Here is a 25,111-nt window from a genome sequence, read left to right on the forward strand (position 1 = left end):
TTAAACGATTCAACGGACCGGTAAACGAGAGACGAACAGCGGCGTCTTTCCGCCCCCTGTCGGGATCACGACAGGGCGTGGACTTCGGCCGTGCGAACCTCCGCTCGACCGGGGGCGGTTCGCTCCGCCCGGTTTCGGGGCCGTCGTCCGCGGGTGACCGGTTCGGCGATCCGGCCTTCGGGCACGTGCCCGGGGTCCTCGTGCGGCGGCGGTGGCCGTGCCCGGCGGGGCCACGGACGGCCCAACGAGGGGATCGGCCGAAGGTCGCCGACCTCGCCCGTAGTTACGATCTTCCCGATATGGCCAATTTGACTGGATATGAGTCATGGCCGCGGCCGTCCGATCACCGGGAGCACACTTGTTCGCACTTCTGCTGTCCCGTCACCATGGACCGCGTCCCTCGTCCGCCGGGGTCCGGCACCCCTGGGGGAGCCGCGGCCGAATACGGCCGGGACGGGGCTCCCGCCGGTCCGGGCGGCTCGCGGTCGCGGGGCTCCTGGCCGCCGGTCCGTTGTTCGTCCCCGGCGGAGGAGCCGCCGCGAGCGTGCCGGTGACGATCACGTTCGCGTCTGCGGGGGAGCACACCTTCACCGTCCCCGCGGGGGTGTCCGCGGTGACGATCACCGCCGTCGGCGCCCGCGGGGGCAACGCGGGGGGACCGGGCGCCACGGTGACCGGGTCCGTCGCCGTGACGAGCGGCAGCACCTTCTACGTCCACGTCGCGAGAGGCGGAGCGGCGCCCGTCGCGGGGGGCGGGGCGGGCGGCGGAGCCAGTGACGTGGCCACGTGCGGCTCGGCCGACGCCGGGTGCGTCCTGACCGGTGATCCGGCCACCGACCCGCGGTTGATCGTGGCCGCCGGCGGCGGCGGAGGGGCGGCCGTATCCGGGGGCGGGGCGGCCGGCGGCGCCGCCGGCGACAGCGGCGAGGCCGGTGTCACCAGGGCGGTCCCCGACGCCGCGGAAGGCGGCGGCGGGGGGAGCTCCACGGGCGGGGCGGGTGGCGCGGCGTGCGTCGGGACCAACGGCGCCGCCGGGACCCCGGGTACGGCCGGAGCCGGCGGGTCCGGAGGCGGCCGCGGATTCGGCGGTGGCGGAGGCGGCGGCGGGTGGTTCGGCGGTGGCGGCGGAGGGAGCTGCGTGGTCAGCGGCTCGGATTCGCTGGGCGCGGCCGGCGGCGGTGGCGGATCGAACCGGGTCCCGGCCGCCGGGACGTCCGCGACGGCGACCGAAACGGCATCCGTGAAGATCACCTTCCAGGTGCCCGACCTGGTGATCACGACCATGTCCCTTCCGGACGGCGTGACCGGCATCCCCTACTCGGCGGCGATCGCCACCGCCGGCGGCGTCGGCGCACCCTCCTTCGCGGTGACCTCGGGCGCGCTGCCGCCGGGTCTCACCCTGGACGCGGGCACGGGGCGGATCAGCGGGACCCCCACCGCGTCCGGCGCGTTCACCTTCACCGTGACCGCCTCCCAGACCGCCCCCGCGCAGACGGCCGCACAGTCCTTCACGCTGACGGTCTCCGCCGCGACGTGCGCCACGGGTGCCCCGACCATCACCGGGACCGACGCCGCCAACGTCATCATCGGCACCCCCGGCGATGACGTGATCTTCGCCCGGGGCGGCAACGACGTCGTGGACGGCCGCGGCGGCAACGACCTGATCTGCGGCGGGGCCGGCAACGACACCCTGACCGGTGGCACCGGCAACGACCGTGTCGAAGGCGGTGACGGAAACGACGCCCTGACCGGCGGTGACGGCGACGACACCCTCTTCGGCGACGCCGGCAACGACGTCCTCTCCGGCGGTCCCGGCACCAACGCCAACGACGGCGGACCCGGCACCGACGTCTGCACGAGCCCGGCCACCGGTCCCGGCTGCAACCCCTGACCGCTCACCGGCCCGGGGCGTCGCCACGGCGGCCCGGTCGGCCCCCGGCGACGGCGCTGGACGGCGCTACCGCGGCGCGCCGAGGCGGTCGACCAGGTCGTGCCAGCCGGCGTCCAGCCGCTCGACGGGCATGCCCCGGGCCGTGAGCAGGTACTCCATGAGCACGGTGTCGAGGTAGGCCTGCAGGGTGTGCCCGGTCAGTTCGACGTCGCCGGGGGCCCCGGCCTGCCGGAGCAGCAGCGTCAGGTGCGTGTGCCTGAGCTGGTACGACGGGTGGAAGCGGCGGCTCAGTCCGCGGCGTGCGGCCATGTACAGGTCGTGGTGGGCGTGTTCGTGGCGGATCACGGCGGGGCCGAAGGCGTGCAGCCGTTCCAGCGGCGGGGCGTCCGGTCCGAGGGGCGGCGGGCCGGTGAGGAAGGCCGCCTGGATCTGCTGCTCGATGTGGTCGAGCAGCGAGAGCATCAGCCCCGCGCGGTCGCCGAAGCGCCGGAACACCGTCCCCTTGCCGACCTCGGCCGCGGCGGCGACGGCCTCCATCGTCACGTTCGCCGCGCCGCGCTCGGCGGCGAGTTCGGCCGCCACCTCCAGCAGGCGCTTGCGGTTCCGTGCGGCGTCGGCACGCAGCCGTGGCGGCTCGCCCACCGGTGTGAGCGAGAGGTCCACGGGTCCGGCGGAGGCGTCGCGCGCGGGAGGGGCGGCGCGGGGCGGCTCGGTCATGGCCACAGCGTAGCGGCGGGAATGGAAGTGGACCGCGGTCCGTTTAGCTGGTAGACAGGTAACCGGACCACGGTCCGTTTCCGGTTCCCAGAAGGAGATCCCCCATGTCCGTCCGCATCCTCGCTCTCGTCGGCAGCCTCCGCGCCGGTTCGCACAACCGCCAGCTCGCCGAAGCCGCCGTGAAGCACGCCCCCGAAGGTGTCGAGATCACCCTCTACGAGGGCCTGGCGGAGGTCCCCTTCTACAACGAGGACATCGACGTCGAGGGCGCGCTGCCCGAGGCCGCCGCACGCCTGCGGGCCACCGCCGCCGCGAGCGACGCGCTCCTGCTCTTCTCGCCCGAGTACAACGGCACCATCCCGGCCGCCCTCAAGAACGCCATCGACTGGATGTCCCGCCCCTACGGCGCCGGGGCGCTGATCGGCAAGCCGGTCGCCGTCGTCGGCACCTCCCTGGGCCAGTACGGCGGGATCTGGGCGCAGGACGAGGCCCGCAAGGCCGCCGGCATCGCCGGCGCCACGGTCCTCGGCGACGCCAAGCTCTCCATCCCGGGCTCCGTGAACCGCTTCGCCGAGACCCACCCGGCCGACGACTCCGAGGTCGTCGACGGCCTCACCCAGGTCATCCGGCAGCTCACCGAGGCCGGCGCCGCGGCCTGACCCCCTCCGCACCGGGACCCCGCGGGCCGTTGCCCGCGGGGTCCTGATGTTCCGTGCGGCCCCGCGTCACGCGGAGGCGCGCCGCATGACAGGGTCGTCGTCGTGATCGACGACGACCACGGCGTACGCCGCGCATTCGTGCCCGCCGGCGGTTCGAGCCCCGCGGACCTCGTGTCCCTCCACCGTGAGGCGCTGCGCGTCCTGCGGCCCGACCTCGACAGCGCGCACCTCGACGCGTACACCGACGGTGCGTGGCCGCAGGAGGTCCTGTCCTCGTACGCGAGCCTGCTCGCACTGTCCCGGGAAGCGGTGGCGGCCGGGACGCGCTCGCGGCGTGACGACCCCGGGATGGGGATCGACATCGACACACGGGACGACGCGCAGTTCGGGCTGTTGCTCGACCTGGCACCGTTCAGCATCCACGCCGAGGGCCGGTGCGCGGGGCGGACGGTCTTCACCGCCGACGACGGGGGCGCCCTGTGGATCGCCCTCACGCGGGCACAGGAGTCGGAACTCCTGGCGCGGTTGGCGGCACACGGCATACCGGCCGTCGCGCTCGTCGCGTCCGCCGCACGAGGGCGCTGACGGCGGTGCGGGCGGGCCCTGGAGGGCCCGCCCGCACCGTGGGATGTGACGGCGTCGCGTCAGCGGAGGCCGAAGGCCCGCATCACGGTCTGGGTGACCGCGTTGCCCGCGGAGTCGTGCGCCCGCGCACGCAGCGAGACGAACCGGGCCTGCTTCGGCGCGGAGAGCCCGAAGCGGCCGTCGTGCCCGCAGGCGGTCTTCCGCCAGGTGCGTCCGTCGTCGTAGGACACCTCCAGGGAGACGGCCGACAGGGAGCCCGCACCCGCCGCGCCCGGCAGGTGCGCGGCCGTCACGGACAGCGTGCCGTTTCGGGCGGCCCTGCCCTCCGCGTCCGTGGCGACGCCGTAGTCGAGCTGCGGCAGCGGCAGCACCGCGGCGTCGTCGCCCGACGGCGCCTTGGACGTGAACTCCCACTCGGTGTGCGTGGCCGAGGAGTACGGGCTCACCGACGCGTCACGGCTCGCGTCCAGCACCAGGCGGTAGGGCAGCTTGCCCGCGGCCGGGGCGGTGCCCCCCATGCTGGTGTTGGTCGTGCTCTGGCCCAGGCGTGTGTCGCCCTGGTAGAGCGTCAGAGTCTGCTTCGTGCGGTCGTAGTCCATCGACATGCCGACGTGGTCCGCACCGCCCCAGGCGGGGATGTCGAGGGCCAGCCAGCTCCCGCTGCGCGTCGGCAGCTTGTAGTTGTTGTTGAGGTACGGCCGCTCGACCGGCTTGAACCACTCCTGGGTGTGCCGGCTGCCCGCCCGGTACGTGGTGCGCGGTTCGATCTCGTACAGCAGGCCGTCGACGTACGCCTCCTGGCCCCAGGAGTACCCCGGACCGGTGGAGACCCAGTCGACCCGGTGGGAGTTCACCGGCTCCCGCATCGTCAGGCCGATGCCCCAGTTGGAGTACACGGGCCAGTCGAAGCGGAACTCGCCGCCGCCCTTGGCCGGGTCGGGGCTGTCGAAGGTGACGTCGACCCGCGCCAGGTTCTTCGTGCCGCCCTTGACGACGAGGTCGCCGGGGATCTCGTCGTGCCAGGTCCACATGAGGTCGTAGACGTACGGGCTGACCGGCTGCGAGCCGACCTTCAGCACGGCGCCCCGCGCCGACGCGCGGCGCATGAGCCGCTCACCCTCGTCGGTGCTGAGCAGCGCGACGTCGATGGCGGCGGGCGGGAGGAAGGGATCGCCGGTGTAGCTCCGCAGCTGGCGTCCCGGCTGGTCGTTCACGACGAGCAGGAGCCGGGCGCCCGCCGCGACCGCCGCCGCGGCCTGCTCGGCGTCGCCCACGTTCCCGTTGCGGCGCACGACCACGGCCTTGCCGCGGGCGGAGATCCCGGCGTAGTCCGCGCTCGCGCCGTCACCGGCGGCCACCAGCGGGAACGAGTAGTCGCCCTGGGGGAGCGCGGTGACGTCCTCCTGCCGCAGGACGTCGGTGAACTCGTCGTCGCGGGTCGTCACCGACAGCGCGGGCTGCTCCTTGCGCCAGCGGGCGCCCAGGTAGAAGTCGCCGTGGGTGACCTTGTGCGTGGTGGGCTGGGCCCAGAGGCTGTCGTAGCTGGTCTGGGTCTCCATGTAGTCGCGCCAGCTGCCGCCGCCCATGGCGCGGTTGTACTCCAGGCGCTGGTAGGTGGTCTCGGTCGGCTGCGGCGTCGTCATGTCGACGCGCTTGAGCTTCGTCGCGTCCAGCGTCACCGTCCGGTCGCGGTCCATGACGACCTCGGGGTCGCCGAGGAGCGCCATGCCCATCGAGTGCGCGCCGTGCACCCCGCGCACGTCCTTGAAGGACAGCGCCGAGTAGACGTCGTCCGGCAGCCAGGCCTCCAGGCGTCCGGTCTGGTCGACGAGGTAGAACGCCGGGTCGAAGTCACCGGAGCGCAGCACCTGGACGACGCCGGACATGGGCTTGCCGTCGCCGTCCTTGAGGACCAGGGTCAGCTTGTGGGCGGCGTCGCCCAGCGACACCGCCGTGTGGGCGACCGTCCTGCCCGCCGGGTCGGCCGCGAGGACCTGGCCGGACCAGCGGCCGTTGCCCGTCGCCTTCGAACCGTCGATGGCGACGGTCACCTCGGCGGTGCCGTGCGCGGGCACGACGACCCGCGACGCGGACAGCGCGAACAGGCCCGCGGGCGCGTTCGGGGCGTCGACGGACAGGGCGAGCGTCACCGGGGCGTCCCCGGTGTTGGTGTACGTCACCGGGCGCCGCACCGCGGCCGTGCCGCCGCCCGCCTCGGCCTGGCCGGCGAACGCGGTCGCCGAGGCGAACACCCCGGCGCCGAGCGCCGACGGGACGTCCACCCGGCCGCTGCCCGCCTGGAAGGCGTCGTACTGCGGCGTCCGCTTCGAGCTGCTCACCAGCAGGTCCTTGAGCTGGGCGCCGGTCAGCCCGGGGCGCGCGGCCGCGAGCAGGGCGGCAGCTCCCGCGACGTGCGGGGTGGCCATCGAGGTGCCGCTGAGCGTCTGGTAGCTGCCCTCGCCCTCCGGCGCGTACTGCGAGCGGGCGGCCAGGACGTCCACGCCGGGGGCGGTGATCTCCGGCTTGAGGCCGCCGTCGCCGACCCGCGGGCCCTGGCTGGAGAACCAGGCGACCTCGTCGGCGGAGTCGACGGCTCCCACGGTCAGGGCGGCGTCCGCCGCACCCGGTGCGCCGACGCTGCCGGGCGTGCCCATGTTGCCCGCGGCGATCACGAACAGCGCCCCGGTCTGCGCGCTCAGGCGGTCGACCGCCGCGCTGAGCGGGTCCGTTCCGTCGGAGGGGTTCTCGGAGCCCAGGCTCATGCTCACGATGTCCGCGTCCTGGTCCACCGCGGCCCACTCCATGCCGGCCAGCACCCAGGAGTCCTGGCCGGAGCCCGAGTCGGCCAGCACCTTGCCGACGTGGAGGTCCGCGCCGGGGGCGACGCCCTTCTCCTTGCCGTCCGAGGCGGCCCCGGTGCCGGCGATGGTGGAAGCGACGTGGGTGCCGTGGCCGTTGCGGTCCGTCACCTCCTGGTCCGGGACGAAGCTGCGCGCGGCCGTGACGCGGCCCGCGAGGTCGGGGTGCCCGGTGTCGACGCCGGTGTCGAGGACGGCGACGTCCACGCCCTTGCCCGTGTCGCCGGCCGACCACGCCTGCGGGGCGCCGATCTGGGAGGTGGTGTCGGCCAGGTCGGCCTCGACCTTGCCGTCGAGCCAGATGCGCGCGATCCCGGAGCCGAAGGAGGGGGCGGCGGAGGTGGCCTTGGCGGCCCGCGCGGCGGTCCCGGACCCGGAGGTGACGGACCGCCAGAAGTCGGCGGACCGGTCCCTGTCCTCGGTGAGTGCGGCCCCCTGGACGCTGCTGAGGTCCTTGACCCGGGTGGCGCCCTGGGGCGCGGTGGTGCGCAGGCCGGCGGAGGCGGAGTCGTAGGAGACGATCAGCGGCAGGTCGTCGCGGTGCGCGTCGTCGTAGCCGTCCGCGACCAGCTCGCTGATGTTGAACAGGCGCCGGTCCAGCGTGCCCGCCGCCACGTAGGGGAGGGCTGACTCGGGATAGACGTACAGGTCGCCGCGGGACTCCATGATGTGCGCGCGGGCCTTGGCGCCGTCGGCGCCGCGTACCTCGACGGTGCCGCCGGCGGCTCCCGACTGCCGGGTGATAACGATGTCACCGGTGATCAGGGTGACCGTGTGGACACCCGGAGGCACGTTGCTCCGGGCCGCCGCGGCGTCGGTCCCGGAGTTCGCGGGCGAGTCCGCGTGGGCGGCGGAGACGGCGGCGGGCTGCGCCAATGACAGGAGGGCGGCGCCGGCGGCGGCGAACACGCCCCAGCGTCCTGGTGATGGTCTCAAGGGATTCCCTGGCTGCTCCGTGGGGCCGGGTCGGCCCCGAACGGTTCGGACTGCCCCGGTGGGGGCGGGTCGCATCCTGGCCCCAAAACCCGTGGACGGAGCCCGGGCGTGCACGGTGATCTTCACCACGTCCGCAGCGTGACCAGGCAGGTTTGGGGGCGTCAAGTCCCCTCCCACGTGCGGGAGTCGTACGGCCGACGGCTCCGGCGGCGTACCGTCCCGGCCCGTCCGGGCACCCGGGTGGGAGGGCCGGGCGCCACGGGCCGGGAGGTACGGATCGGGCCGCCCGGCGCCGCGCTGCGCGGTCCTGCGCCATCCGTACTGCTAGAAAGGGAAGGAAATTCACATATAGGACAAACGAGAAAGGGGTCCGGGTGGACTACGCGGCGTCCTTCGGAGCCGGCCTGGTCGTCGGCATCATGTACGGCCTGCTCAGGGTGCCGTCCCCCGCGCCGCCGTTCGTCTGCCTCGTCGGCCTGGCAGGCATCCTGGTCGGATACTCCGTGCCGGGGTGGTTGGTGTGAGGACCCTGCTCTCCAGATGCCTCCTGGCCTTCTCCGTGGGAGCTCTGGCGGGTGTCCTGTACTGGCTGATGGGCGTTCTGGCGCCGGCCCCGCCGTGGATCTCCCTCGCCGGTCTGCTCGGCATCCTCGCCGGTGAGGTGGCGACCCGGCGCCTGCTGGCGCGCCGCCGGAAACCGCCCGCCGGCCCCGCGGAGGATCCGCCCCCCGCTACTCCCTGAGGGGCGTCTCACGGTCCGTCGCCAGCCACGTCGTCAGCGCCCACCACCAGTGGAGGGCGTCCAGCGGGTCCGCGGTGGCGTCCGCGGGCGGCTCGCCGGTGATCTGCCGGAGCCGGCCGAGTCGGTAGCGCACCGTGTTGGGGTGGGTGAACAGCGCCGCGGCCGTCTGGTCCAGGCGCCGTCCGTGCTCCAGGAATGCGAGTGCGGTGAGCGCCAGTTGGCGGTGGAAGGCGTCCGAAGGATCGAGGGCGCCCAGGAGCCTGCCGGCCAGGAACGAGCCGAGCAGCGGTTGCTCGGCGGTCGCGATCTCGCCGGCGAACTCCGTCAGCTCCCGGACCCCGCGCCGTCCGCGCCGGTTCCCGGCGGTCAGCGCGCGGACGCAGAGCCGGTGGACGGGCGGCAGCCCGGACGGCGCGACGGCGGGGGAGAGCACGACGAGCGCCCCCGCCTGCGGCCCGAGTCCGCCGCTCGCCGGCATCCGCGGCAGCAGGCCCGCCGGCCGGCCCTCGACCCGTCCGCTGATTCCCCGCAGCGCGTCGATCCGCTCCGCGAGCCCCCGGGTCCCGGCGGCGTCGAGGCCGTCCGCGACGAGGCAGTGGTACCTGCCGTCGGGCCGCAGGCCGGCCCGCGCCAGGTCCGCGGCGGCCGGCGGTGCGCCTCCGGTCAGGAGCCGGCGCAGCAGCCGCCCTCGCAGGCCGTCGGAGACGGGCGGCAGTTGCTGCTCGGCCGCGCGGTAGCCGTTCACCACATGGCGTTCGACGGCGTCGCCGTACTCCTTGAGCCGCAGCACCGCCGAGAGCAGCAAGCCGTCGGGCACCCCGGCCGACCGGCTGCGGTCGACGGCGATCTCCACCGTGCGGGTGAGGGCCGCCTGGACGCCGTGCAGCACCGAGGTGATGGGGACGCCCTGTTCGGCCCGGTCGGTGCCCAGCAGCAGGGCGGCGGCGAAGTCCTGCCCGTCCACGCGACCGAAGGTGCCGAGCCACGGCCCGGCCGCGGCGACGATGGCGGTGACGTGCCGCCGGGTCTCCGCCTCGCCGAGCCGGGCGACGTCGGGGGAGTGGGTCCGGGCGGCGTGGACGAGCTGGCCCCGCACGTCGGAGTCGCCGGCCATGTCCCGCAGGATGCCGGCCACGGGCTCGGGCCGGTGGGTGACCGTCAAGAGCCTCGCCCCTTCCACGACCGGACGCTGTGGCCGGGCGACAACCGGGTGCGCGCGCGTTGGCTGCCGGCGACTACCGCATCGTCACGACCACCTGATTACCTGTCGGCTACCGAAGGTAACAGCAAGGTCATCCTGGCAACACCCTTCGTGCATCCCCCCGCATCCTCCGGAAGGCACGCCATGGAGACAGTGACAGACCCCGCCATGCCCAGCCGGCGCCGCCTGCTGGCGGCGGCGGGAGGCGCGATCGCCGGGGCGAGCGCCCTCGCGCAGGCGGTCCCCGCCCACGCCGCCTCCCAGGACGCCGACGTGATCGTCGTCGGCCACGGCCTGGCCGGCCTGGTCGCGACCGCCGAACTGGCCGACAGGGGGCGCAAGGTGCTCCTGCTCGACCAGGAACCGGAGACCAACATGGGCGGCCAGGCGTTCTGGTCCTTCGGCGGGCTGTTCCTCGTCGACTCCGCCGAGCAGCGGCTGATGGGCATCAAGGACTCCCGCGACCTGGCGTGGCAGGACTGGCAGGGCGCGGCCGGCTTCGACCGCGACGTCGCCGACCCCCGCGGCCAGGACCACTGGGCGTACAAGTGGGCCGAGGCGTACGTGGACTTCGCCGCGGGGGAGAAGCGGTCCTGGCTCCACCAGCAGGGCGTCCGCTGGTTCCCGATCGTCGGCTGGGCCGAGCGCGGCGGCGGTCTCGCCGACGGGCACGGCAACTCGGTGCCCCGCTTCCACGTCACCTGGGGGACCGGCCCGGCCGTCGTGGAGCCCTTCGAGAAGCGCGTGCGGGCGGCGGCCGCGAAGGGACGGGTGAGCTTCGCGTTCCGGCACCGCGTCGACGAGATCGTGCGCACCGGCGGTGCCGTCACCGGGGTCCGCGGTGCCGTCCTGGAGCCGAGCAACGCCCCGCGGGGCACCCGCAGTTCGCGCACCGTCGTCGGCGACTTCGAACTGCGGGCCCCGGTGGTGATCGTGACCTCGGGCGGCATCGGCGCCAACCACGACCTGGTGCGGCAGAACTGGCCGGCCCGGCTCGGCGACCCGCCGCGGAACATGATCTCCGGCGTGCCCGAGCACGTGGACGGCCGGATGCTCGCCATCACCGAGCGGGCCGGCGGACGGATCGTCAACCCGGACCGCATGTGGCACTACACCGAGGGCCTGCGGAACTACGCCCCGATCTGGGCCGGGCACGGCATCCGCATCCTCCCCGGCCCCTCCTCGCTCTGGCTCGACGCCACCGGCCGGCGCTTCCCCGCGCCCGACCTCCCCGGCTACGACACCCTCAGCACGCTGGGGGCCATCACCCGCACCGGGTACGACTACTCGTGGTTCGTGACCACCCAGAAGATCCTGGCCAAGGAGTTCGCCCTCTCCGGTTCCGAGCAGAACCCGGACCTCACGAACAAGGACATCCCGCTCACCCTCTCCCGGCTGTGGCAGACCCCGGAACCCATCGAGCGGTTCAAGAAGAACGGCGCCGACTTCGTGGTCGCCTCCTCGCTGCCCGCGCTCGTGGCCGGGATGAACAGGCTCACCGGCGACGGCCTCATCGACCCGGCCGACCTCAGGCGGCAGATCGACGCCCGGGACCGCGAGATCGACAACCCCTACACCAAGGACGTCCAGGTGATGGGGATCCGCAACGCCCTCGCCTACCCCGGCGACTTCCTCAGCCGCACCGCCACGGCACACAAGATCATGGACCCGGCCGCGGGGCCGCTGATCGCGGTGCGCCTGAACATCCTCACCCGCAAGACGCTCGGCGGCCTCCAGACCGACCTGTCCGGCCGGGTCCTGGACGCGACCGGGACACCGGTGCCGGGTCTGTACGCCGCCGGTGAGGTCGCCGGCTTCGGCGGCGGCGGTGTCCACGGCTACCGCTCCCTGGAGGGCACGTTCCTCGGCGGCTGCCTCTTCTCCGGCCGCCAGGCCGGTCGGGCGGCGGCCGCCGCCACCGCGACCTGACGCACACCCCGTCAACTGCGGGCCGGACCCGGCCCGCAGCGGACACGGTGTCCGGGAAGCGGCGCAACGCTGATCGGTTTCGGACAGGACGTGCCGACGCCATGACAGCACCCCCTTCCATCTGTCACGCTGTGTACGCGGCCGAACACGGAAAGCGTCGGCCCCTCGGGGCGCGACCGGACCCGCAAGCCCGGGGCCCGCGAAGCCGTCGTGCCCGGCACTTGCTCCAGCGACAACCGGACCACCACCCCGCAGCGGACCACACTCCGCTCCGCCGGCGGGCCGGGCCACCCCCCTCCCGGCCCGCCGGCGCCCCGCACCGCCGATAATCCGTTGCCCCCGGCCGACACCGCGGGTGATCATCTCCGGATGCCCACCACCCCGCCCGACGGCCGCGCCGGGATCGACGCCTCACTGGTCACGCGCCTGCTCGCGGCGCAGTTCCCGCAGTGGGCCCACCTGCCCGTCACCCCGGTGGAGGTCGACGGCTGGGACAACCGCACCTACCGCCTCGGCCACGCCATGACGGTCCGTCTGCCCACCGCCGAGGGCTACGTTCCCGCGGTCGCCAAGGAGAACGAGTGGCTGCCGCGGCTGGCGCCCTCGCTCCCCGTCGCCGTCCCGTCCGTCCTCGGCATGGGTGTCCCGGGCGAGGGCTACCCCTTCCCCTGGTCCGTGCGCGGCTGGCTGCCCGGCGGAACGGCCGCCCCCGAACGCATCGCGGACCTCCCCCGGTTCGCCCGAGACCTCGGCGGGTTCCTCCTCGCCCTCCAGGGCTGCGACCCCACCGGCGGCCCGGCCGCCGGTCAGCACAGCTGGTACCGGGGTGCCTCGCCCGCCCACTACGACGAGGAGACCCGCCGCTGCCTGGCCCTCCTCGAAGGCCACGTCGACACCGCCCGGGCCCGTGCCGTCTGGGACGCCGCCCTCGCCGCCCCGTGGCACGGCCGGCCCGTCTGGTTCCACGGCGACATCGCCTCCGGCAACCTCCTGGTCCACGGCGGCGAACTCTCCGCCGTCATCGACTTCGGCACCTCGGGCGTCGGCGACCCCGCCTGCGACCTGGTCATCGCCTGGACCATGTTCTCCGGCGCCGCCCGCGAGGCGTTCCGCCGCACCGTCCGCCAGGACCCCGCCACCTGGGCCCGCGCCCGCGGCTGGGCCCTGTGGAAGTCACTGCTGGTGCTCACCGGGTCCCTCACCACCGACCCGGCCCGCGCCGGGGCCGACCTCCGCGTCATCGCCGAAGTCCTCGACGACCACGACCGGTTCGCGCGGGCCGGCGCCGCCGCGGCAGGGTGAGCCCACGCCGCCGTCAGGCCGGGCGCGGACCGCGCAGCACGAGCAGGGCGAGCCCTTCGGCGTCGAACCGGTCCACCGTGCCCCACGCGCCCACGAGGACGCCGATCTCGTCCTCGTCCAGGGCGATGCCCCTGCGCTCGGCGGGGGTGTTGGCGGCCAGGGGCGTGATCACCACCAGCGCGCCCCCGGGCCGCAGCCGGGCCGCGAGACGGCGCAGCACATCGCAGCGGTCGCGGAAGAACGCGACCACCAGGCGCAGCGTGACGAGGTCGTAGCCGGCGTCGCCCAGCTCCGCGGGCCATCCGTCCTCGACGTCGCCGCACGACCAGCGCACCGACCCGCGGGCGGGCGCCCGCTTCCCGGCCCGCTCCAGAGCGCTCCCGGCGAAGTCGACGCCGTCCACCGCGTACCCGAGTCCCGCCAGGTGGACGGCGAGTTCACCCGTGCCGCAGCCCACGTCCAGCGCCCGGGAACCGCTGCCGGCCGGTACGTGCTGGGCGAGCAGTTCGCGCTCCGAGGCGGTGAGACGGCGGAAGCCCCTGCCCCCGGCGTAGTGCTCGTCCCATGCGGTCCGGGTCGGGTACGGCAAGGGACCACTCCTTATCGCGGGGTACGGGCGGGGCGGGCGCGTCGGCAGGTTCAGCCCGCGCGCTCCGCCGCGCTGCGCTCGACGCAGAACTCGTTGCCCTCCGGGTCGGCGAGCACGACCCAGCCCGTGCCGTCGGGGCGGCGGCGGTCGTCCACCTGCGTCGCGCCGAGGAGCAGCAGGCGCTCGACCTCCTCGTCCCGGGTGCGGTCCTGCGGCTGGACGTCGAGGTGCACGCGGTTCTTGACGGTCTTGGCGTCCGGGACGGTCACGAAGAGGATCCCGGGGCCGCCGTCGACCTCGATCAGGACCTCCTCGTCACCCGGTTCGTCGTCCTCGTGGAGCGGGCGGTCCAGGACGAGGCACCAGAAGCTCGCCAGGCGGTGGGCGTCGGAGCTGTCGATCGTGATGTGGCGCATAGCGGAGGTCATGGGGACGGATTCTGGTCCACCGCGGAGGACGGGGCAATGCGATTGTGCCGGCGGCACCGGACGGCCCTTCGGGCGTTCCCCCGTCCGGTCCCGTGGGCGGGGACCACCGCGCCGGCCGCCGTTCCGGGACCCGGCGATCCCGACGGAGCCGACGTCGGGACCGAGGTCAGCGGGCACGGGACGTACCGCGCTAAGAACGTCAGTCCGTGCGGCCCGTCGCGGCCACCGTGACGCCGAGGCCGATCATGGCCAGCCCGCCGGCGCCGCCGATCGCGGAGAGGCGCCGGTCGGAGCGGCCCAGCCACACACGGGCGGCGGAGGCGGTCAGACCCCACAGGGTGTCGCTGACCAGGCCGATGCCCATCGGGACGAGGCCCAGGAGCAGCATCTGCGCCGGCAGCGACCCGGCCGAGTGGTCCACGAACTGGGGGAGCACGGCGGCGAAGAAGACGATGCCCTTGGGGTTGGTGACCCCGACCGCCAGGCCGTCCGCGACGGTGCGCAGGTCACCGCGGGCGGCCCGCGCGGGGCCGTCCATCGCGCCCACCGTGAGCTGCCGGCGGTGCCGGAACGCCTTCACACCGAGGAAGACCAGGTAGGCGGCCCCGGCCAGTTTCACCGTGAGGAAGAGCGTCATCGACCGCTCGAACAGCGAGCCCAGACCGAACGCCACGGCCACCACCAGCAGGTAGGAGCCGATGAAGTTGCCCAGCACCGACGCGAGGGCGGTACGCCGGCCGTGGGCCAGGGCGCGGCCGATGACGAAGAGCACGCTGGGCCCGGGAATGACGATGACGAGCAGGGACATCGCGGCGAACGCGAGCAGCCGGTCCGTGGACACCATGGTCCATCACCTCCGCGGCCATTGAAGCAGGTGCCGGGGGTCCCCCGCCGGTCGTACGGCGACCGGCGGGGGAGTCCGGGGACGGGACCCGGGCCGTCAGTCCCGGCCCACCACGGCCTCGCCGTACGGGATCAGCCGGACCGGCCCGACGAGCCCGGTGCGCTGCGAGGCGGCACCGCCGTAGACCGACGGGTCGCTGACGCGCAGCCGGTTGATCAGCGGCGTGGCCACCTCGACCTCGATCGTGTTGCTGCCGCGGCGCAGCAGCCCGCCGAGGTCCACCACGGGGTCGATGTGGCTGGTGACCGGTGCCGGCCGCCCGTTGACGCTGACCCGGAAGGTGTCGGTCACCTCGCCGAGGTCGAGCACCGCTCCGAATCCGCCGCTCCAGGACCCGTCGAGTTCGACCGTCGTGCGGTAACGGCCGATGCCCGCCGCGTCCTTGATGTCGGGGATGGCGTTCCACGGCGCCAGGGCGTCGAGGGCGATCCGGTGCCGTACGACGGTGGTGCGGTCCGGGTCGGCGCCGGGGCGCCAGTCCTCGGCGTCCAGGGTCCATGAGGTGAGCTCCCGCGGCGCGGGCACTTCCCCGACCACCGTGCCGGCCGAACCCCCGCGCGACAGCGCCGTGGTGTAGGTGCCGGCCGCGCGGGCGCGCAGGACGAGCCGCCCGTCCTCGAAGCGCACGTCGTCCGCGTCCGTGCTGACGGCGTGCGTACGGCCGGGCTCGCCGTGGAACCGTCCCGGAGGCGCGAACGCCACGACCATCGACTCGGACGGCTGCAGCGCCACCCGGAAGGTGAACAGGTCGCCGTCCTGCCCGTACAGCGCGAGCGGCCGGGCCTCACCCGTCCACGGGTCGAGCAGGTACGGCACCGCGCCCGGGCGGGTGCGGCGCACCGTGACGGCGTGGTCGATCGCGGCGACGGGGGGCTTGACGGTCTCGGCGTGCTTGCCGTTGACGAGGTAGAACCAGTCGACGCCCTCGTCGAAGCGGTGCATCGTCAGCAGCGTGGAGGGCACGGCGTAACTGACGTCGGGCACCAGACCGAGGTCCGCGAGGGCCTGGCCCACCGCCGTCTTGTCGGTGACCTGCCGGACCCGCGGCTGCGCCAGCAACTCGGCGACGAGGGAGCGGACCTGCTGCAGCCGCGCGTCGTCCGTCACGCCGGGCGTCGTGACCGTCGTCCAGTCGCCGAGCAGGACGACCGGCAGCCCGGCCCGCGTCAGGCGCAGCAGGTGGCGCGCGTCCGTGACGGTGAGGGTGACGGCGGAGCCGGAGAAGAAGTCGCCCTCGACGAACAGGGCCCGGTAGGCCGGGCCGTCGGGGGCCAGCCGTCCGCCGCGGACCTTCGCCGACGGCAGGTCCAGCAGGGGACCGCTGACGAACTGGTGGGTCCAGCCGAGCGGCACGCCCGTCGAGGTGAACCAGGAGGCGCCGATCCCCGTCGCGGTGTACCCGGTCTGCCGGAAGACGGCGACGTCGATCCGCGAGGTGCCGCGCTGCATGGCGTGGTGCACCCGCGACAGGTAGCCGGCCACGTCGCCGACGTGCCGCCAGGTCGGGTGCCGCGGACCCCAGGACTCGCCGTAGCCGACGGTGCCGTTGTACGGGGTGAAGGCCGCGTAGCCGGGCCACTTCACGCCAGGAAGCGTGGCGTACGAGAAGCCGTGCACGACCGTCTGGTTGACGCCGGCCGCGTAGGCGCCGCCCATGGTGCGCAGGAACTTCTCCCACGTGGTGCTGTACGCGGAACCGGTGTAGGCGCCGGACTCGCAGGACAGCACCGTGTGGCCGGCCATGTCGCGGCCGCCGGCCAGGCAGCGGTAGTCGTCGAGGTTCTTGAAGCCCAGCGACTCGCCCTCGGGGATGTCCAGCAGCGCGGCGGACAGGATCGCGTCGGTCTGCAGGCCGTACGGCTGGGCGCGCATCCCCAGGCCCAGCGCGTGCGCCCAGTCGCGGAGCGCCGTGAGGTGGTGGGTGTGGTACAGGTCGCTGACGGTGTCCCAGAAGTCGTGGCGTATCTGGCGGGTCGCGACGGCGTCGTAGACGTAGACCTGGTTGCCGCCGCTCATCGCTATCGCGGGGAGGACGGGCAGCAGCGGGTAGCCGTTGCGCTTCTCGAAGGCCGCGGGGAGTCGAGGGGTCCAGGGCAGCGCCTTGGTCTCGATCTCCAGGGAGTCCTCGAACAGGACGCCGCCGGCGCTCTTGAGGAGTCCCCGGATCTCCTTGGTGAGGAGGTTCCGCTCCCAGAACCCGGTGACCGCCGCGGTGCCCGCCGCGCTGAAGTGGTCCACGACGTACGCGGTGGGAGAGGTGTGCGGGCCGCCCTCGGGGGTCTGACCGGTGCCGCGCTGCCAGAAGGCGGTCAGCACCCAGTCGCCCTCCGCGGGGGCGGTCCAGTCCACGGCGCCGTCGACGACCTGCGCGGTGAGGTCCCGGACGCTCGCGCGGTCCAGGCCGGTCTCCTTGCGGGTGGCGTTCTCCGGGGCGATCCGGGTGGCCAGCAGGCCCAGCAGCCGCTGCCGGGTGACCCCGGACGCGGGAGCCGCGGCGGGCGGCGGCACGGGGCCCGTGTAGGCCGTGCCGGCGGTCACGGTGACGGAGCCGAGGGCGAGTTCCTGCACCGCGGCCTCGCTGTCGGGGGTGATCCCGGGGACGGCAGCGGGCCAGCTGGGGCCGACCGTCAGGTCGATGGTGACGCCCCGCCGGCGGGCCTGGTCCAGGGCGGCGTGGACGCCGGCGACCCAGGCGGGGCTGCCCCAGCCGTGGTGCTCGGTGTCCAGGACGGAGGTGTCCTTCACGCTGTGGTGGACGGCCGCGATCTCGGCGCCGCCGAACCCCGCGTCGGCGATCTGGTCGACCTCGCGTCTGATCTCGTCGGGGTCCACCAGCCCGTCCGGCCACCACCAGCGGAACTTGGGCCGCACCGCGCTGCCCGGCTCGGCGAAGGTGCCGGCCGCACCGCCCGCGGGCCGGCCGCCGGTCCGCGCGCCGGTTCCGGTTCCGGTTCGCGTGCCGGCGGCAGCGGGCAGTGCGGGGGCGAGGGCGGCCGCGGTGCCCGCGACGGCGGTGGCGATGAGGAGGCTGCGGCGGGAAACGCCGCCTTCCTCGGGGCGGTTGCTGTCGTCGTGCATGGTTCCGTGGCTCCCGGAGTGAGAGGAGGAGGTGCCTTGCATCCCAGGGTGATCAGTGCCGGGATGTAACGCGCTGGCGTATTGAACCGTTTCAATCTCCGCGGAGGCTACAGCGCGGTCCCGGGCGGGGGCAAGGTCCCGGTGGGGCTCGACCTCGACGGGCGTGGTGGGGGCGGCGTTCACGGCGTCCGGGGGAGGGGGCGCCGGCGGTCCGGGCCGGGCGTTCCGGCGGGTGCCGTCCACGGGATGAGAACGTTTCAGAGAGGGTTCCGCCGGGGGGAGTCACCGATTGGGGGGTGGGCCGGCCCGGTCCTCGTGCGGCGGCCGGGAGCCGCCGGGACGCCTGGCGTCCCTTCCCCGCGGTTCCACCGTATAGCGCACGGGGGGCCTTGCCACAAGGCCCCCGTACGGGGTGAAAATCGCTCCTCACGCGCCGGGGAACGGCGCGGGACGGGAGCGAGATGCGTTTTCTGCTGTCCACGATCGGAACACGTGGAGAAGTCCAGCCGCTGGTCGCGCTGGCGAGGGAACTGAAGGCCGCGGGCCATGACGCCGTGGTGTGCGGGCCCCCCGATTTCCGTGGAGGGGCCGCGTCCCTGGGGATCACCTACGTGCCCGTCGGGCCCGAACTCCGCGGGACGGCTAAGCAGGGTTCCGGAGCGATCCCGACACCGGAGCAACGCCGGCTGATGATCGAGGGCACGGTCGAGGCGCAGTTCGAGGCCGTGGGTGCGGCCGCCGAGGGCTGCGACGCCGTCGTGGCGGGCGGCGCCCTGGCCGTCGCCGCCCGCTCGGTGGCCGAACTGCGTGGTATCCGCTACGTGTACGCGGCGTTCGCCCCCGTCACCCTGCCGTCGGCGCACCACGCGCCGCCCGTCTTCGGCCTGCTCGGGCAGAAGCCCGCGGACGGGGACACCGGCAACGAGGCGCTGTGGGCCGACGACGCCGCACGTTGGAACGCCCTGTGGGCCGCCCCCCTCAACGCCCGCCGCGCCGGCGCCGGACTGCCCCCGGTCCAGGACGTACGCGACCACATCTTCACCGCCTCCCCGTGGCTGGCGGCGGACCCGGCGCTGGCCCCCTGGTCCCAGCCGTCACCGTCACTCGACGTCCTCCAGACGGGCGCCTGGCTGCTCCCGGACGACCGGCCGCTCTCCCCGGAGGTGGAGGCGTTCCTCGACGCCGGGGAGCCACCGGTCTACTGCGGGTTCGGCAGCACGCGCGCACCGGACGACGCCGCGAGGACGGTGATCGACACCGCCCGCGCGCTCGGACGGCGCGTCATCCTCGCGCGGGGCTGGGCCGGTCTGGCGCCCCTCGACGACGGACCCGACTGCCTGGCGATCGGCGAGGTGAACCAGCGGGCGCTCTTCCCGCGCGTCGCCGCGGTCGTGCACCACGGCGGCGCCGGCACGACCACCGCGGCCACGGCCGCGGGGGCGCCCCAGGTCGTCCTCCCGCAGATGTTCGACCAGTTCTACTTCGCCGACCGCGTGTCCCGGCTCGGCATCGGCAGCGCCCACCCCGCCGGCGCCCCCGACGCGCGGTCGCTGCACGTGGCCCTGAGCGCCGCCCTCGCCCCGGAGGTCGCGGCCCGGGCCCGCTCCGTCGCCGCGGCGGTTCGCACGGACGGTGCGCGGACCGCCGCCCGGCGCCTGGTCGAGGGGGTCTAGCGAACGGGGCGCCGCCGCCCGCCCGTGGAGGGCGCGTTCGCCGCATCCGCCGAGCCGACCCGTTCCGGGGGCGCGCACAGCGACTCCCGGCGGGCGGCACCGCACCTCCCGGCCAGCACCCCCTGCCCCGGGCGGCGCCCCGGCGTTACGTTCACGGCCATGCGGATCACCAAGTACACCCATGCCTGCGTGCGCGTCGAGCACGAGGAGCGCGTGCTCGTCATCGACCCCGGGACGTGGAGCGAGCCGGCGGCGCTCGCCGGGGCGGACGCCGTACTCGTCACGCACGAGCACGCCGACCACGTCGACGTCCTGCGCCTGGCCGGGCTAGGCGTGCCGGTCCACGCCCCCGCCGGGGCGCACCTCCCGCGGCTGGAGACGGTCCGGGTCACCGCCGGTTCGGAGTTCACCGCCGCCGGCTTCCGCGTGCGGGCGGTCGGCGGCCGCCACGCGCCCGTCCACGCCGGCCTGCCCGGCTGCGTGAACCTCGGCTACGTCGTCGACGACGCCCTCTACCACCCGGGTGACGCGCTGCACGTGCTGGAGCGGCCGGTCGAGACGCTGCTGGTCCCGCTGCAGGCCTCCTGGCTGAAGACGACCGAGGCGATCGACTTCGTCAACGCCGTGGCACCGTGCCGGGCGTTCGGGATCCACGACGGCCAGATCAACGAACGCGGCCTCGCCGGCGTCAACGCCTGGCTCGAGGATCGAACGGACCACGGCTACCGCTACCTCCGGCCCGGCCGCTCGCTCTGACGCGCCGCCCGTGCCGTAATTCCGGATGACCCAGGGGTGAACGCCGCTCGTCGGGAGGCGGTACCACGGGGGCGGGCGCACTACGATCGCGCGATGGCTGACGACACCTTCCTCGCCCACGGTCCCCGGGTGGCCATCCGGCGGATCACCGTCCGGGACCACGATGAGATCGGCGCGCTCGCCCGGGCCAGCGCCGCACTGCACGCGCCCTGGGTGCCCCGGTGGGAGCACACCCCCGAGTCCTTCGCCGCCTACGTGGAGCGCTTCGACCGGCCGACGCACGAGGGCTTCGTGATCTGCCTCCACGAGACGGGCGCCATCGTCGGCGGGGTCAACATCAACGACATCGTCAGGGGCACCATTCAGAGTGGTGCGCTGGGCTACGTCGCGTACGCGGCGACCACGGGGCGCGGCTACATGACCGAGGGGCTGCGGCTGCTGACGGCGTACGCCTTCGACGACCTCGGCCTGCACCGGCTGGAGGCGAACATCCAGCCTGCGAACGTCGCGTCGATCAGGCTGGTGGAACGGCTGGGGTTCGAGCGCGAGGGGTACTCACCGCGCTTCCAGTACCTGGACGGTGCGTGGCGCGGCCACGAACGGTGGGCCATGACGGTGGAGACGGCGCTCGGCGAGCCCCGCGGGGGCGACTGAGGCCGCCGGGGCGGGCGTCCGGCCGGGCCGACGGGAAGGGCTCGGCCTCGCTGTTAGCGTCCGGGTCATGGAAGACAGCGTTTACGTGGGCAATGCCGGTGCGGACGCGCCGCTCGACCGGGGCTGGCTGCTGGGGCACTTCAAGGAGGCGGGCGACCCGCGGCACAGCGACGCCGTGGAGATCAAGTGGGGCGTCCACCCGGCGGGGGACGAGCGCGGGGAGTGGGTGCGGGGCGAGGAGCGGACGGCGCTGCAGGTCCTCATCAGCGGACGGTTCCGGGTCGAGTTCCCGGGGCGGTCGGTGGTGCTGGCCCGTCAGGGCGACTACGTCGTGTGGGGCAAGGGCGTGGACCACTCGTGGGTGGCGGAGGAGGACTCGACGGTGCTGACCGTCCGCTGGCCGTCCGTGGCGGGCTACGCGCTCCCGGCCCCCGAGGACGCGTAGGGCCCGTTCCGGCGCCTCGGTCGTGCCGCTCCGCCGACCGGGCCCGCGGCGCCCGGGCCCCTTGCGGGCCCCTTGCGGGCGGCGCCCGAGGGCACATGCCTCGGGGAGCGGCCCTGTCGGTGGCCCCTGCGATGCTGCGCACATGACCGACATGACCACCGCCGCCGACTACGCATGGTTCGGTGAGCAGTACGAGGAGCTGATGGAGGCGTACTGCATCACCCTGGTCCAAGGGCTCACCCCTGAGGAGCTGCTCGCGGCGCTCGGAGTCGAGTGCCCATCGCGGATCGCGGGTGTGGCCGGGCTGAGTGAACCCTCGTTCCGGCTGGGCGCCCATGACGAGTTGTTCGTGGGCGCCGCTTCCCTCGGCGACTGGTCACTGATGGTCGAGTGCAACGGCTACCTGGGTGTCACCGACGAGGCGATGCTTCCGTTGTCGCGAGGGCGCACCGTGGTCTCGCACTTCCGCAACGTCAATGCGGTGGACCATTTCTGCTGGTACCAGGACGGCACGCTCCGCCTGCATTTCGAACCGCTCTTCCCCTACTTCCGCGTGGGGACCCATCCGGACGAACTGGTCACGGCCATGCGGGAGTCGGGCTTCGACCTCAGCGAAGCGGACGACCGGAACCTCGACGAGCACAACGACGCCGCCTTCGCGCTGGCGCACCGCGTCACGGGTGTCCGTCTGACACCGGAGGCCCTCGCGTCCGCGGAGTTCGTCGCCGGAGTCGCGCGGGTGCCCCGCACGTAACCGTGATCACCGGGCCGGCCGCGTCATCGCCAACCCCCGTCACGCCGACGCGAGTTGGCCGCGACGACCGGAATCCGGGACCGTCGCGCGGCCCGGGGCGCTGGCTCGAAACTGGCGCCGTCGCCGCCCAACCGGGCCGTCGGGGGCCGTCGAACGCGTCGACGGCCCCTTGTTTATCAGGCAAAAGACCGCCAGATCCGCATCATCCGGGCGGGGTGACGTGTCCGCCGCCGTGGCTGGATCTTTTCGCTCGCCGACGTCACTTCACTGTTGCCGCCTCGTAAATCCGCACGTGGTCGGCTCGGCGTGGGACCGCTCCCACGGTGCGGGCCCGACCGACTTTCGGACAATGATCTCCGCAGTGATGACAGGGCGCGAACATGCTGAAACGATCCACGACGTCGCGCGAGCATCACTCGCACGTCACCTCGCGGAGGCCTCACCGGCCTCCAATGTTCCCGTCCCCAGCGGCCGTTCCAGCGGCCGGGCCAAGGAGCTCCACGAGTGACGAACCATCCCGCTGTCACGGGTGCCAGTTCACCGCCGAATCCCTCCCCCAACCGCCGTGCGCGCGCCGCGCGCGGCCGTGTCGCGGCGACCGCCGCGGTCACGCTCGCCGCACTGCTGACCCCCCTCCTCCCGGCCACCGGCGCCGCCGCGTCCGAGGGGGACGGGACGGCGCCGCGCAAGATCGTTGCGGAGGCCCGTCCCGGGGCCCGCTCCGTCGCCCTCTCCGCCGCGCAGCGCAAGCAGTTGCTCAAGGCCGCCACCGCCGGCCGCGCCACCACCGCCCGGGCCCTGCGGCTGGGCGACAAGGAAGCGCTGATACCCAAGGACGTCATCAAGGACGCCGACGGAACGGTGCACACGCGCTACGAGCGCACCTACGCCGGACTCCCCGTCATCGGCGGCGACATGGTCGTCCACGAGCGGGCGGGCACCCGCACCGTCAGCAAGGCCTCGTCCGCGCCGGTCGCGGTGCCCACGACGAAGGCCGCGACCAGCGCCGCCAAGGCGAAGGAGTCCGCCCTCGCCGCGGCCCGCGCCGAGCGGACCCAGGGCCCGGCCACGGAAGGCGCGCCCCGCCTGGTCGTCTTCCTCGCCGACGGCAAGCCGGTCCTCGCCTGGCAGTCGCACGTCACCGGCACCCAGAAGGACGGCACCCCGAGCCGGCTGAACGTCGTCACCGACGCCGCGACCGGCAAGGAGCTCCAGAGCGTCGAGGAGATCCGTTCCGGCACCGGCAACAGCCAGTACAGCGGGCAGGTGCAGATCGGCACCGTGAACAACGGCGGCGTCTTCGAGATGACCGACCCGGAGCGCGGCGGTCACAAGACGTACGACCTGACCGGTGTCGGCGGCATCGGCAACCTGCTCACCGACGACGACGACGTCTGGGGCGACGGCACCATCGCCGACCGCCAGACCGCCGCCGTGGACGCAGCCTACGGCCAGCGCGAGACCTGGGACTTCTACAAGGAGCGCTTCGGCCGCAACGGCATCGCCGACAACGGCGTCGGGGCCTTCTCCCGCGTCCACTACGGCGACAACTACGCCAACGCCTTCTGGGACGACGGCTGCTTCTGCATGACGTACGGCGACGGCCGCGGCAACGAGCACCCGCTCACGGAACTCGACATCGCCGCCCACGAGATGACGCACGGCGTCACCTACGCCACCGCCAACCTGACCTACGAGAAGGAGTCCGGCGGCCTCAACGAGGCGACCAGCGACATCATGGCCACGGCCGTGGAGTTCTTCGCCGACAACCCCGCCGACGTCCCCGACTACATGCTGGGCGAGCTCGCCGACGTCCGCGGCTCCGGCAAGCCGCTGCGGTACATGGACCAGCCGTCCAAGGACGCCGACCCCGTCAAGGGCACGTCGCTGGACTACTGGTCGCCGGAGCTGAAGAAGGAGGACGTCCACCACAGCTCGGGTCCGGCGAACCACTTCTTCTACCTCCTCTCCGAGGGCAGCGGGAAGAAGACGATCAACGGCGTCGCCTACGACAGCCCCACCTACGACGGCCTTCCGGTCGCCGGGATCGGGCAGCACAACGCGATCGACATCTGGTACCGGGCCCTGACCACGTACATGACCAGCAGCACCGACTACGCCGGCGCCCGCACCGCGACCCTCCAGGCCGCCGCCGACCTGTTCGGGCAGGGCAGCGACACCTACGAGGCCGTCGGCAACGCCTGGGCCGCGGTCAACGTCGGCGCGCGCTACGTCAACCACATCGCCGTGACGGCGCCCTCCACCCGCCCCGTGGCCGTGGGCCAGCCGATGAGCCGTCAGATCGAGGCGGTGGGCTCCAGCCCCGGCCGGCTGGTCTACTCCGCGCACCAGCTGCCCAAGGGCCTGTCCATCAACGCGCGCACCGGCCTCATCAGCGGCACGCCGAAGAAGGCCGGCACCTACAAGACGGCGGTCACCGTCGAGAACACCGCCCAGCACAAGGCCAAGCGCACGGTGCGCTTCGCCTGGCCCGTCCTGGCCTCCGGCGGACGCTTCTTCGTCAACCCCGCCCGCTTCGACATCCCCAACTGGAAGACGATCGAGTCCCCGCTGATCGTGACGGGCCGCAAGGGCAAGGCGCCCAGTGACCTCAAGGTGACGGTCGACCTCGTCCACCCGTGGGTCGGCGGCCAGATCGTCACCCTGGTGAGCGAGAACGGGACGGAGATCCCGGTGAAGCCCTGGTACTGGGACACCGGCGAGGGCGAGCTGCACGCCACCTACACCGTGGACGCCTCGGCGGTCCCCGCCAACGGCACGTGGAAGCTGCGGGTCACCGACAACACCCCCGGCATCTTCACGGTCGACCCCGGCTACCTCGACCGCTGGAGCCTGACCTTCTGATCCCGCCGGTCCCGCTGGTCCCCCGGCGCAGCCGGTGCCGCCACGGCACCGGCTGCTCGCCGTCCCCGACACGCTCACCGGCGCGGACGAGGAGTGGGCGGCCGCCGTCGAGCGCACGCTCATCGACCGCGGCGCTGACGTGCGG

20 protein-coding genes are annotated in these 25,111 nt (G+C 73.9%); 13 read left to right on the forward strand and 7 right to left on the reverse strand.

All coding sequences use genetic code 11. The annotated features are described in order from the left end of the window. Positions 1–544: 544 nt before the first annotated feature. Positions 545–1,891 carry a calcium-binding protein gene (locus ABZ479_RS14270; protein WP_500461855.1) on the forward strand — a complete coding sequence of 449 codons (1,347 nt, stop codon included), beginning with the start codon at positions 545–547 and terminating at the stop codon, positions 1,889–1,891. Positions 1,892–1,957: 66 nt separating this feature from the next. Here ABZ479_RS14270 and ABZ479_RS14275 read toward each other — a convergent pair whose 3' ends face one another. After that, positions 1,958–2,608, reverse strand: a complete 651-nt coding sequence (locus ABZ479_RS14275; RefSeq protein WP_500461856.1) for a TetR/AcrR family transcriptional regulator — start codon at positions 2,606–2,608, stop codon at positions 1,958–1,960. Between the two features lie 104 nt (positions 2,609–2,712). Between ABZ479_RS14275 and ABZ479_RS14280 the strand changes: the two genes are divergently transcribed. Next, positions 2,713–3,267, forward strand: coding sequence for an NAD(P)H-dependent oxidoreductase (locus tag ABZ479_RS14280; protein ID WP_500461857.1), 555 nt, complete (start codon positions 2,713–2,715; stop codon positions 3,265–3,267). A gap of 102 nt (positions 3,268–3,369) precedes the next feature. After that, positions 3,370–3,852: a hypothetical protein gene (locus tag ABZ479_RS14285; protein ID WP_500461858.1), complete on the forward strand. Its 483-nt coding sequence runs from the start codon at positions 3,370–3,372 to the stop codon at positions 3,850–3,852. A gap of 59 nt (positions 3,853–3,911) precedes the next feature. Here the strand turns inward: ABZ479_RS14285 and ABZ479_RS14290 are convergent, their stop codons facing one another. Next, a complete protein-coding gene (locus tag ABZ479_RS14290; RefSeq protein ID WP_500461859.1) occupies positions 3,912–7,619 on the reverse strand; it encodes a S8 family serine peptidase in 3,708 nt (1,235 codons plus the stop codon). 401 nt (positions 7,620–8,020) lie between these two features. Between ABZ479_RS14290 and ABZ479_RS14295 the strand changes: the two genes are divergently transcribed. After that, positions 8,021–8,170: a DUF1427 family protein gene (locus tag ABZ479_RS14295; RefSeq protein ID WP_089223925.1), complete on the forward strand. Its 150-nt coding sequence runs from the start codon at positions 8,021–8,023 to the stop codon at positions 8,168–8,170. Next, positions 8,167–8,388, forward strand: coding sequence for a DUF1427 family protein (locus ABZ479_RS14300; protein WP_500461860.1), 222 nt, complete (start codon positions 8,167–8,169; stop codon positions 8,386–8,388). Before ABZ479_RS14295 ends, ABZ479_RS14300 begins: the two co-directional genes overlap by 4 nt. On the opposite strand, the gene ABZ479_RS14305 is transcribed toward ABZ479_RS14300, so the two are convergent. Then, complete coding sequence (locus ABZ479_RS14305; RefSeq protein ID WP_500461861.1) at positions 8,378–9,550, reverse strand: helix-turn-helix domain-containing protein; 1,173 nt, start codon at positions 9,548–9,550, stop codon at positions 8,378–8,380. The two genes, ABZ479_RS14300 and ABZ479_RS14305, sit on opposite strands and share 11 nt — an antisense overlap. A gap of 183 nt (positions 9,551–9,733) precedes the next feature. Here ABZ479_RS14305 and ABZ479_RS14310 point away from each other — a divergent pair, with 183 nt between their 5' ends. Next, complete coding sequence (locus tag ABZ479_RS14310) at positions 9,734–11,518, forward strand: FAD-binding dehydrogenase (RefSeq protein WP_500461862.1); 1,785 nt, start codon at positions 9,734–9,736, stop codon at positions 11,516–11,518. 369 nt (positions 11,519–11,887) lie between these two features. Beyond that, positions 11,888–12,820 (forward strand): aminoglycoside phosphotransferase family protein, encoded by a 933-nt coding sequence (locus ABZ479_RS14315; RefSeq protein WP_500461863.1) that lies wholly within the window; start codon positions 11,888–11,890, stop codon positions 12,818–12,820. Positions 12,821–12,833: 13 nt separating this feature from the next. On the opposite strand, the gene ABZ479_RS14320 is transcribed toward ABZ479_RS14315, so the two are convergent. The 4 genes from ABZ479_RS14320 to ABZ479_RS14335 form a co-directional block, all read right to left on the reverse strand. Continuing rightward, a complete protein-coding gene (locus ABZ479_RS14320) occupies positions 12,834–13,409 on the reverse strand; it encodes a class I SAM-dependent methyltransferase (protein WP_500461864.1) in 576 nt (191 codons plus the stop codon). A gap of 50 nt (positions 13,410–13,459) precedes the next feature. Beyond that, complete coding sequence (locus ABZ479_RS14325) at positions 13,460–13,837, reverse strand: VOC family protein (RefSeq protein ID WP_500461865.1); 378 nt, start codon at positions 13,835–13,837, stop codon at positions 13,460–13,462. A 199-nt stretch (positions 13,838–14,036) separates the two neighbouring features. Next, positions 14,037–14,681: a LysE family translocator gene (locus tag ABZ479_RS14330; RefSeq protein ID WP_500461866.1), complete on the reverse strand. Its 645-nt coding sequence runs from the start codon at positions 14,679–14,681 to the stop codon at positions 14,037–14,039. Between the two features lie 96 nt (positions 14,682–14,777). Next, on the reverse strand, positions 14,778–17,819 hold the full coding sequence (locus tag ABZ479_RS14335; protein ID WP_500461867.1) for a glycosyl hydrolase: 3,042 nt from the start codon (positions 17,817–17,819) through the stop codon (positions 14,778–14,780). A 461-nt stretch (positions 17,820–18,280) separates the two neighbouring features. On the opposite strand from ABZ479_RS14335, the gene ABZ479_RS14340 reads away from it, so the two are divergent. The 6 genes from ABZ479_RS14340 to ABZ479_RS14365 all read left to right on the forward strand — a co-directional run bounded on the left by ABZ479_RS14340 (position 18,281) and on the right by ABZ479_RS14365 (position 24,966). Continuing rightward, on the forward strand, positions 18,281–19,492 hold the full coding sequence (locus ABZ479_RS14340) for a glycosyltransferase (RefSeq protein ID WP_500461868.1): 1,212 nt from the start codon (positions 18,281–18,283) through the stop codon (positions 19,490–19,492). 159 nt (positions 19,493–19,651) lie between these two features. Further along, positions 19,652–20,248, forward strand: a complete 597-nt coding sequence (locus tag ABZ479_RS14345) for an MBL fold metallo-hydrolase (RefSeq protein ID WP_500461869.1) — start codon at positions 19,652–19,654, stop codon at positions 20,246–20,248. A gap of 93 nt (positions 20,249–20,341) precedes the next feature. Further along, on the forward strand, positions 20,342–20,902 hold the full coding sequence (locus ABZ479_RS14350; RefSeq protein WP_500461870.1) for a GNAT family N-acetyltransferase: 561 nt from the start codon (positions 20,342–20,344) through the stop codon (positions 20,900–20,902). Positions 20,903–20,969: 67 nt separating this feature from the next. Further along, on the forward strand, positions 20,970–21,347 hold the full coding sequence (locus ABZ479_RS14355; RefSeq protein WP_499605368.1) for a cupin domain-containing protein: 378 nt from the start codon (positions 20,970–20,972) through the stop codon (positions 21,345–21,347). Between the two features lie 142 nt (positions 21,348–21,489). Continuing rightward, entirely contained in the window at positions 21,490–22,101 is a 612-nt protein-coding gene (locus ABZ479_RS14360; protein WP_500461871.1) for a DUF6461 domain-containing protein, read from the forward strand. A 504-nt stretch (positions 22,102–22,605) separates the two neighbouring features. Beyond that, positions 22,606–24,966, forward strand: coding sequence for a M4 family metallopeptidase (locus tag ABZ479_RS14365; protein WP_500461872.1), 2,361 nt, complete (start codon positions 22,606–22,608; stop codon positions 24,964–24,966). Positions 24,967–25,111: the final 145 nt, after the last annotated feature.

This window comes from Streptomyces sp. NPDC005722 (assembly GCF_040630935.1).
Classification (GTDB): domain Bacteria; phylum Actinomycetota; class Actinomycetes; order Streptomycetales; family Streptomycetaceae; genus Actinacidiphila.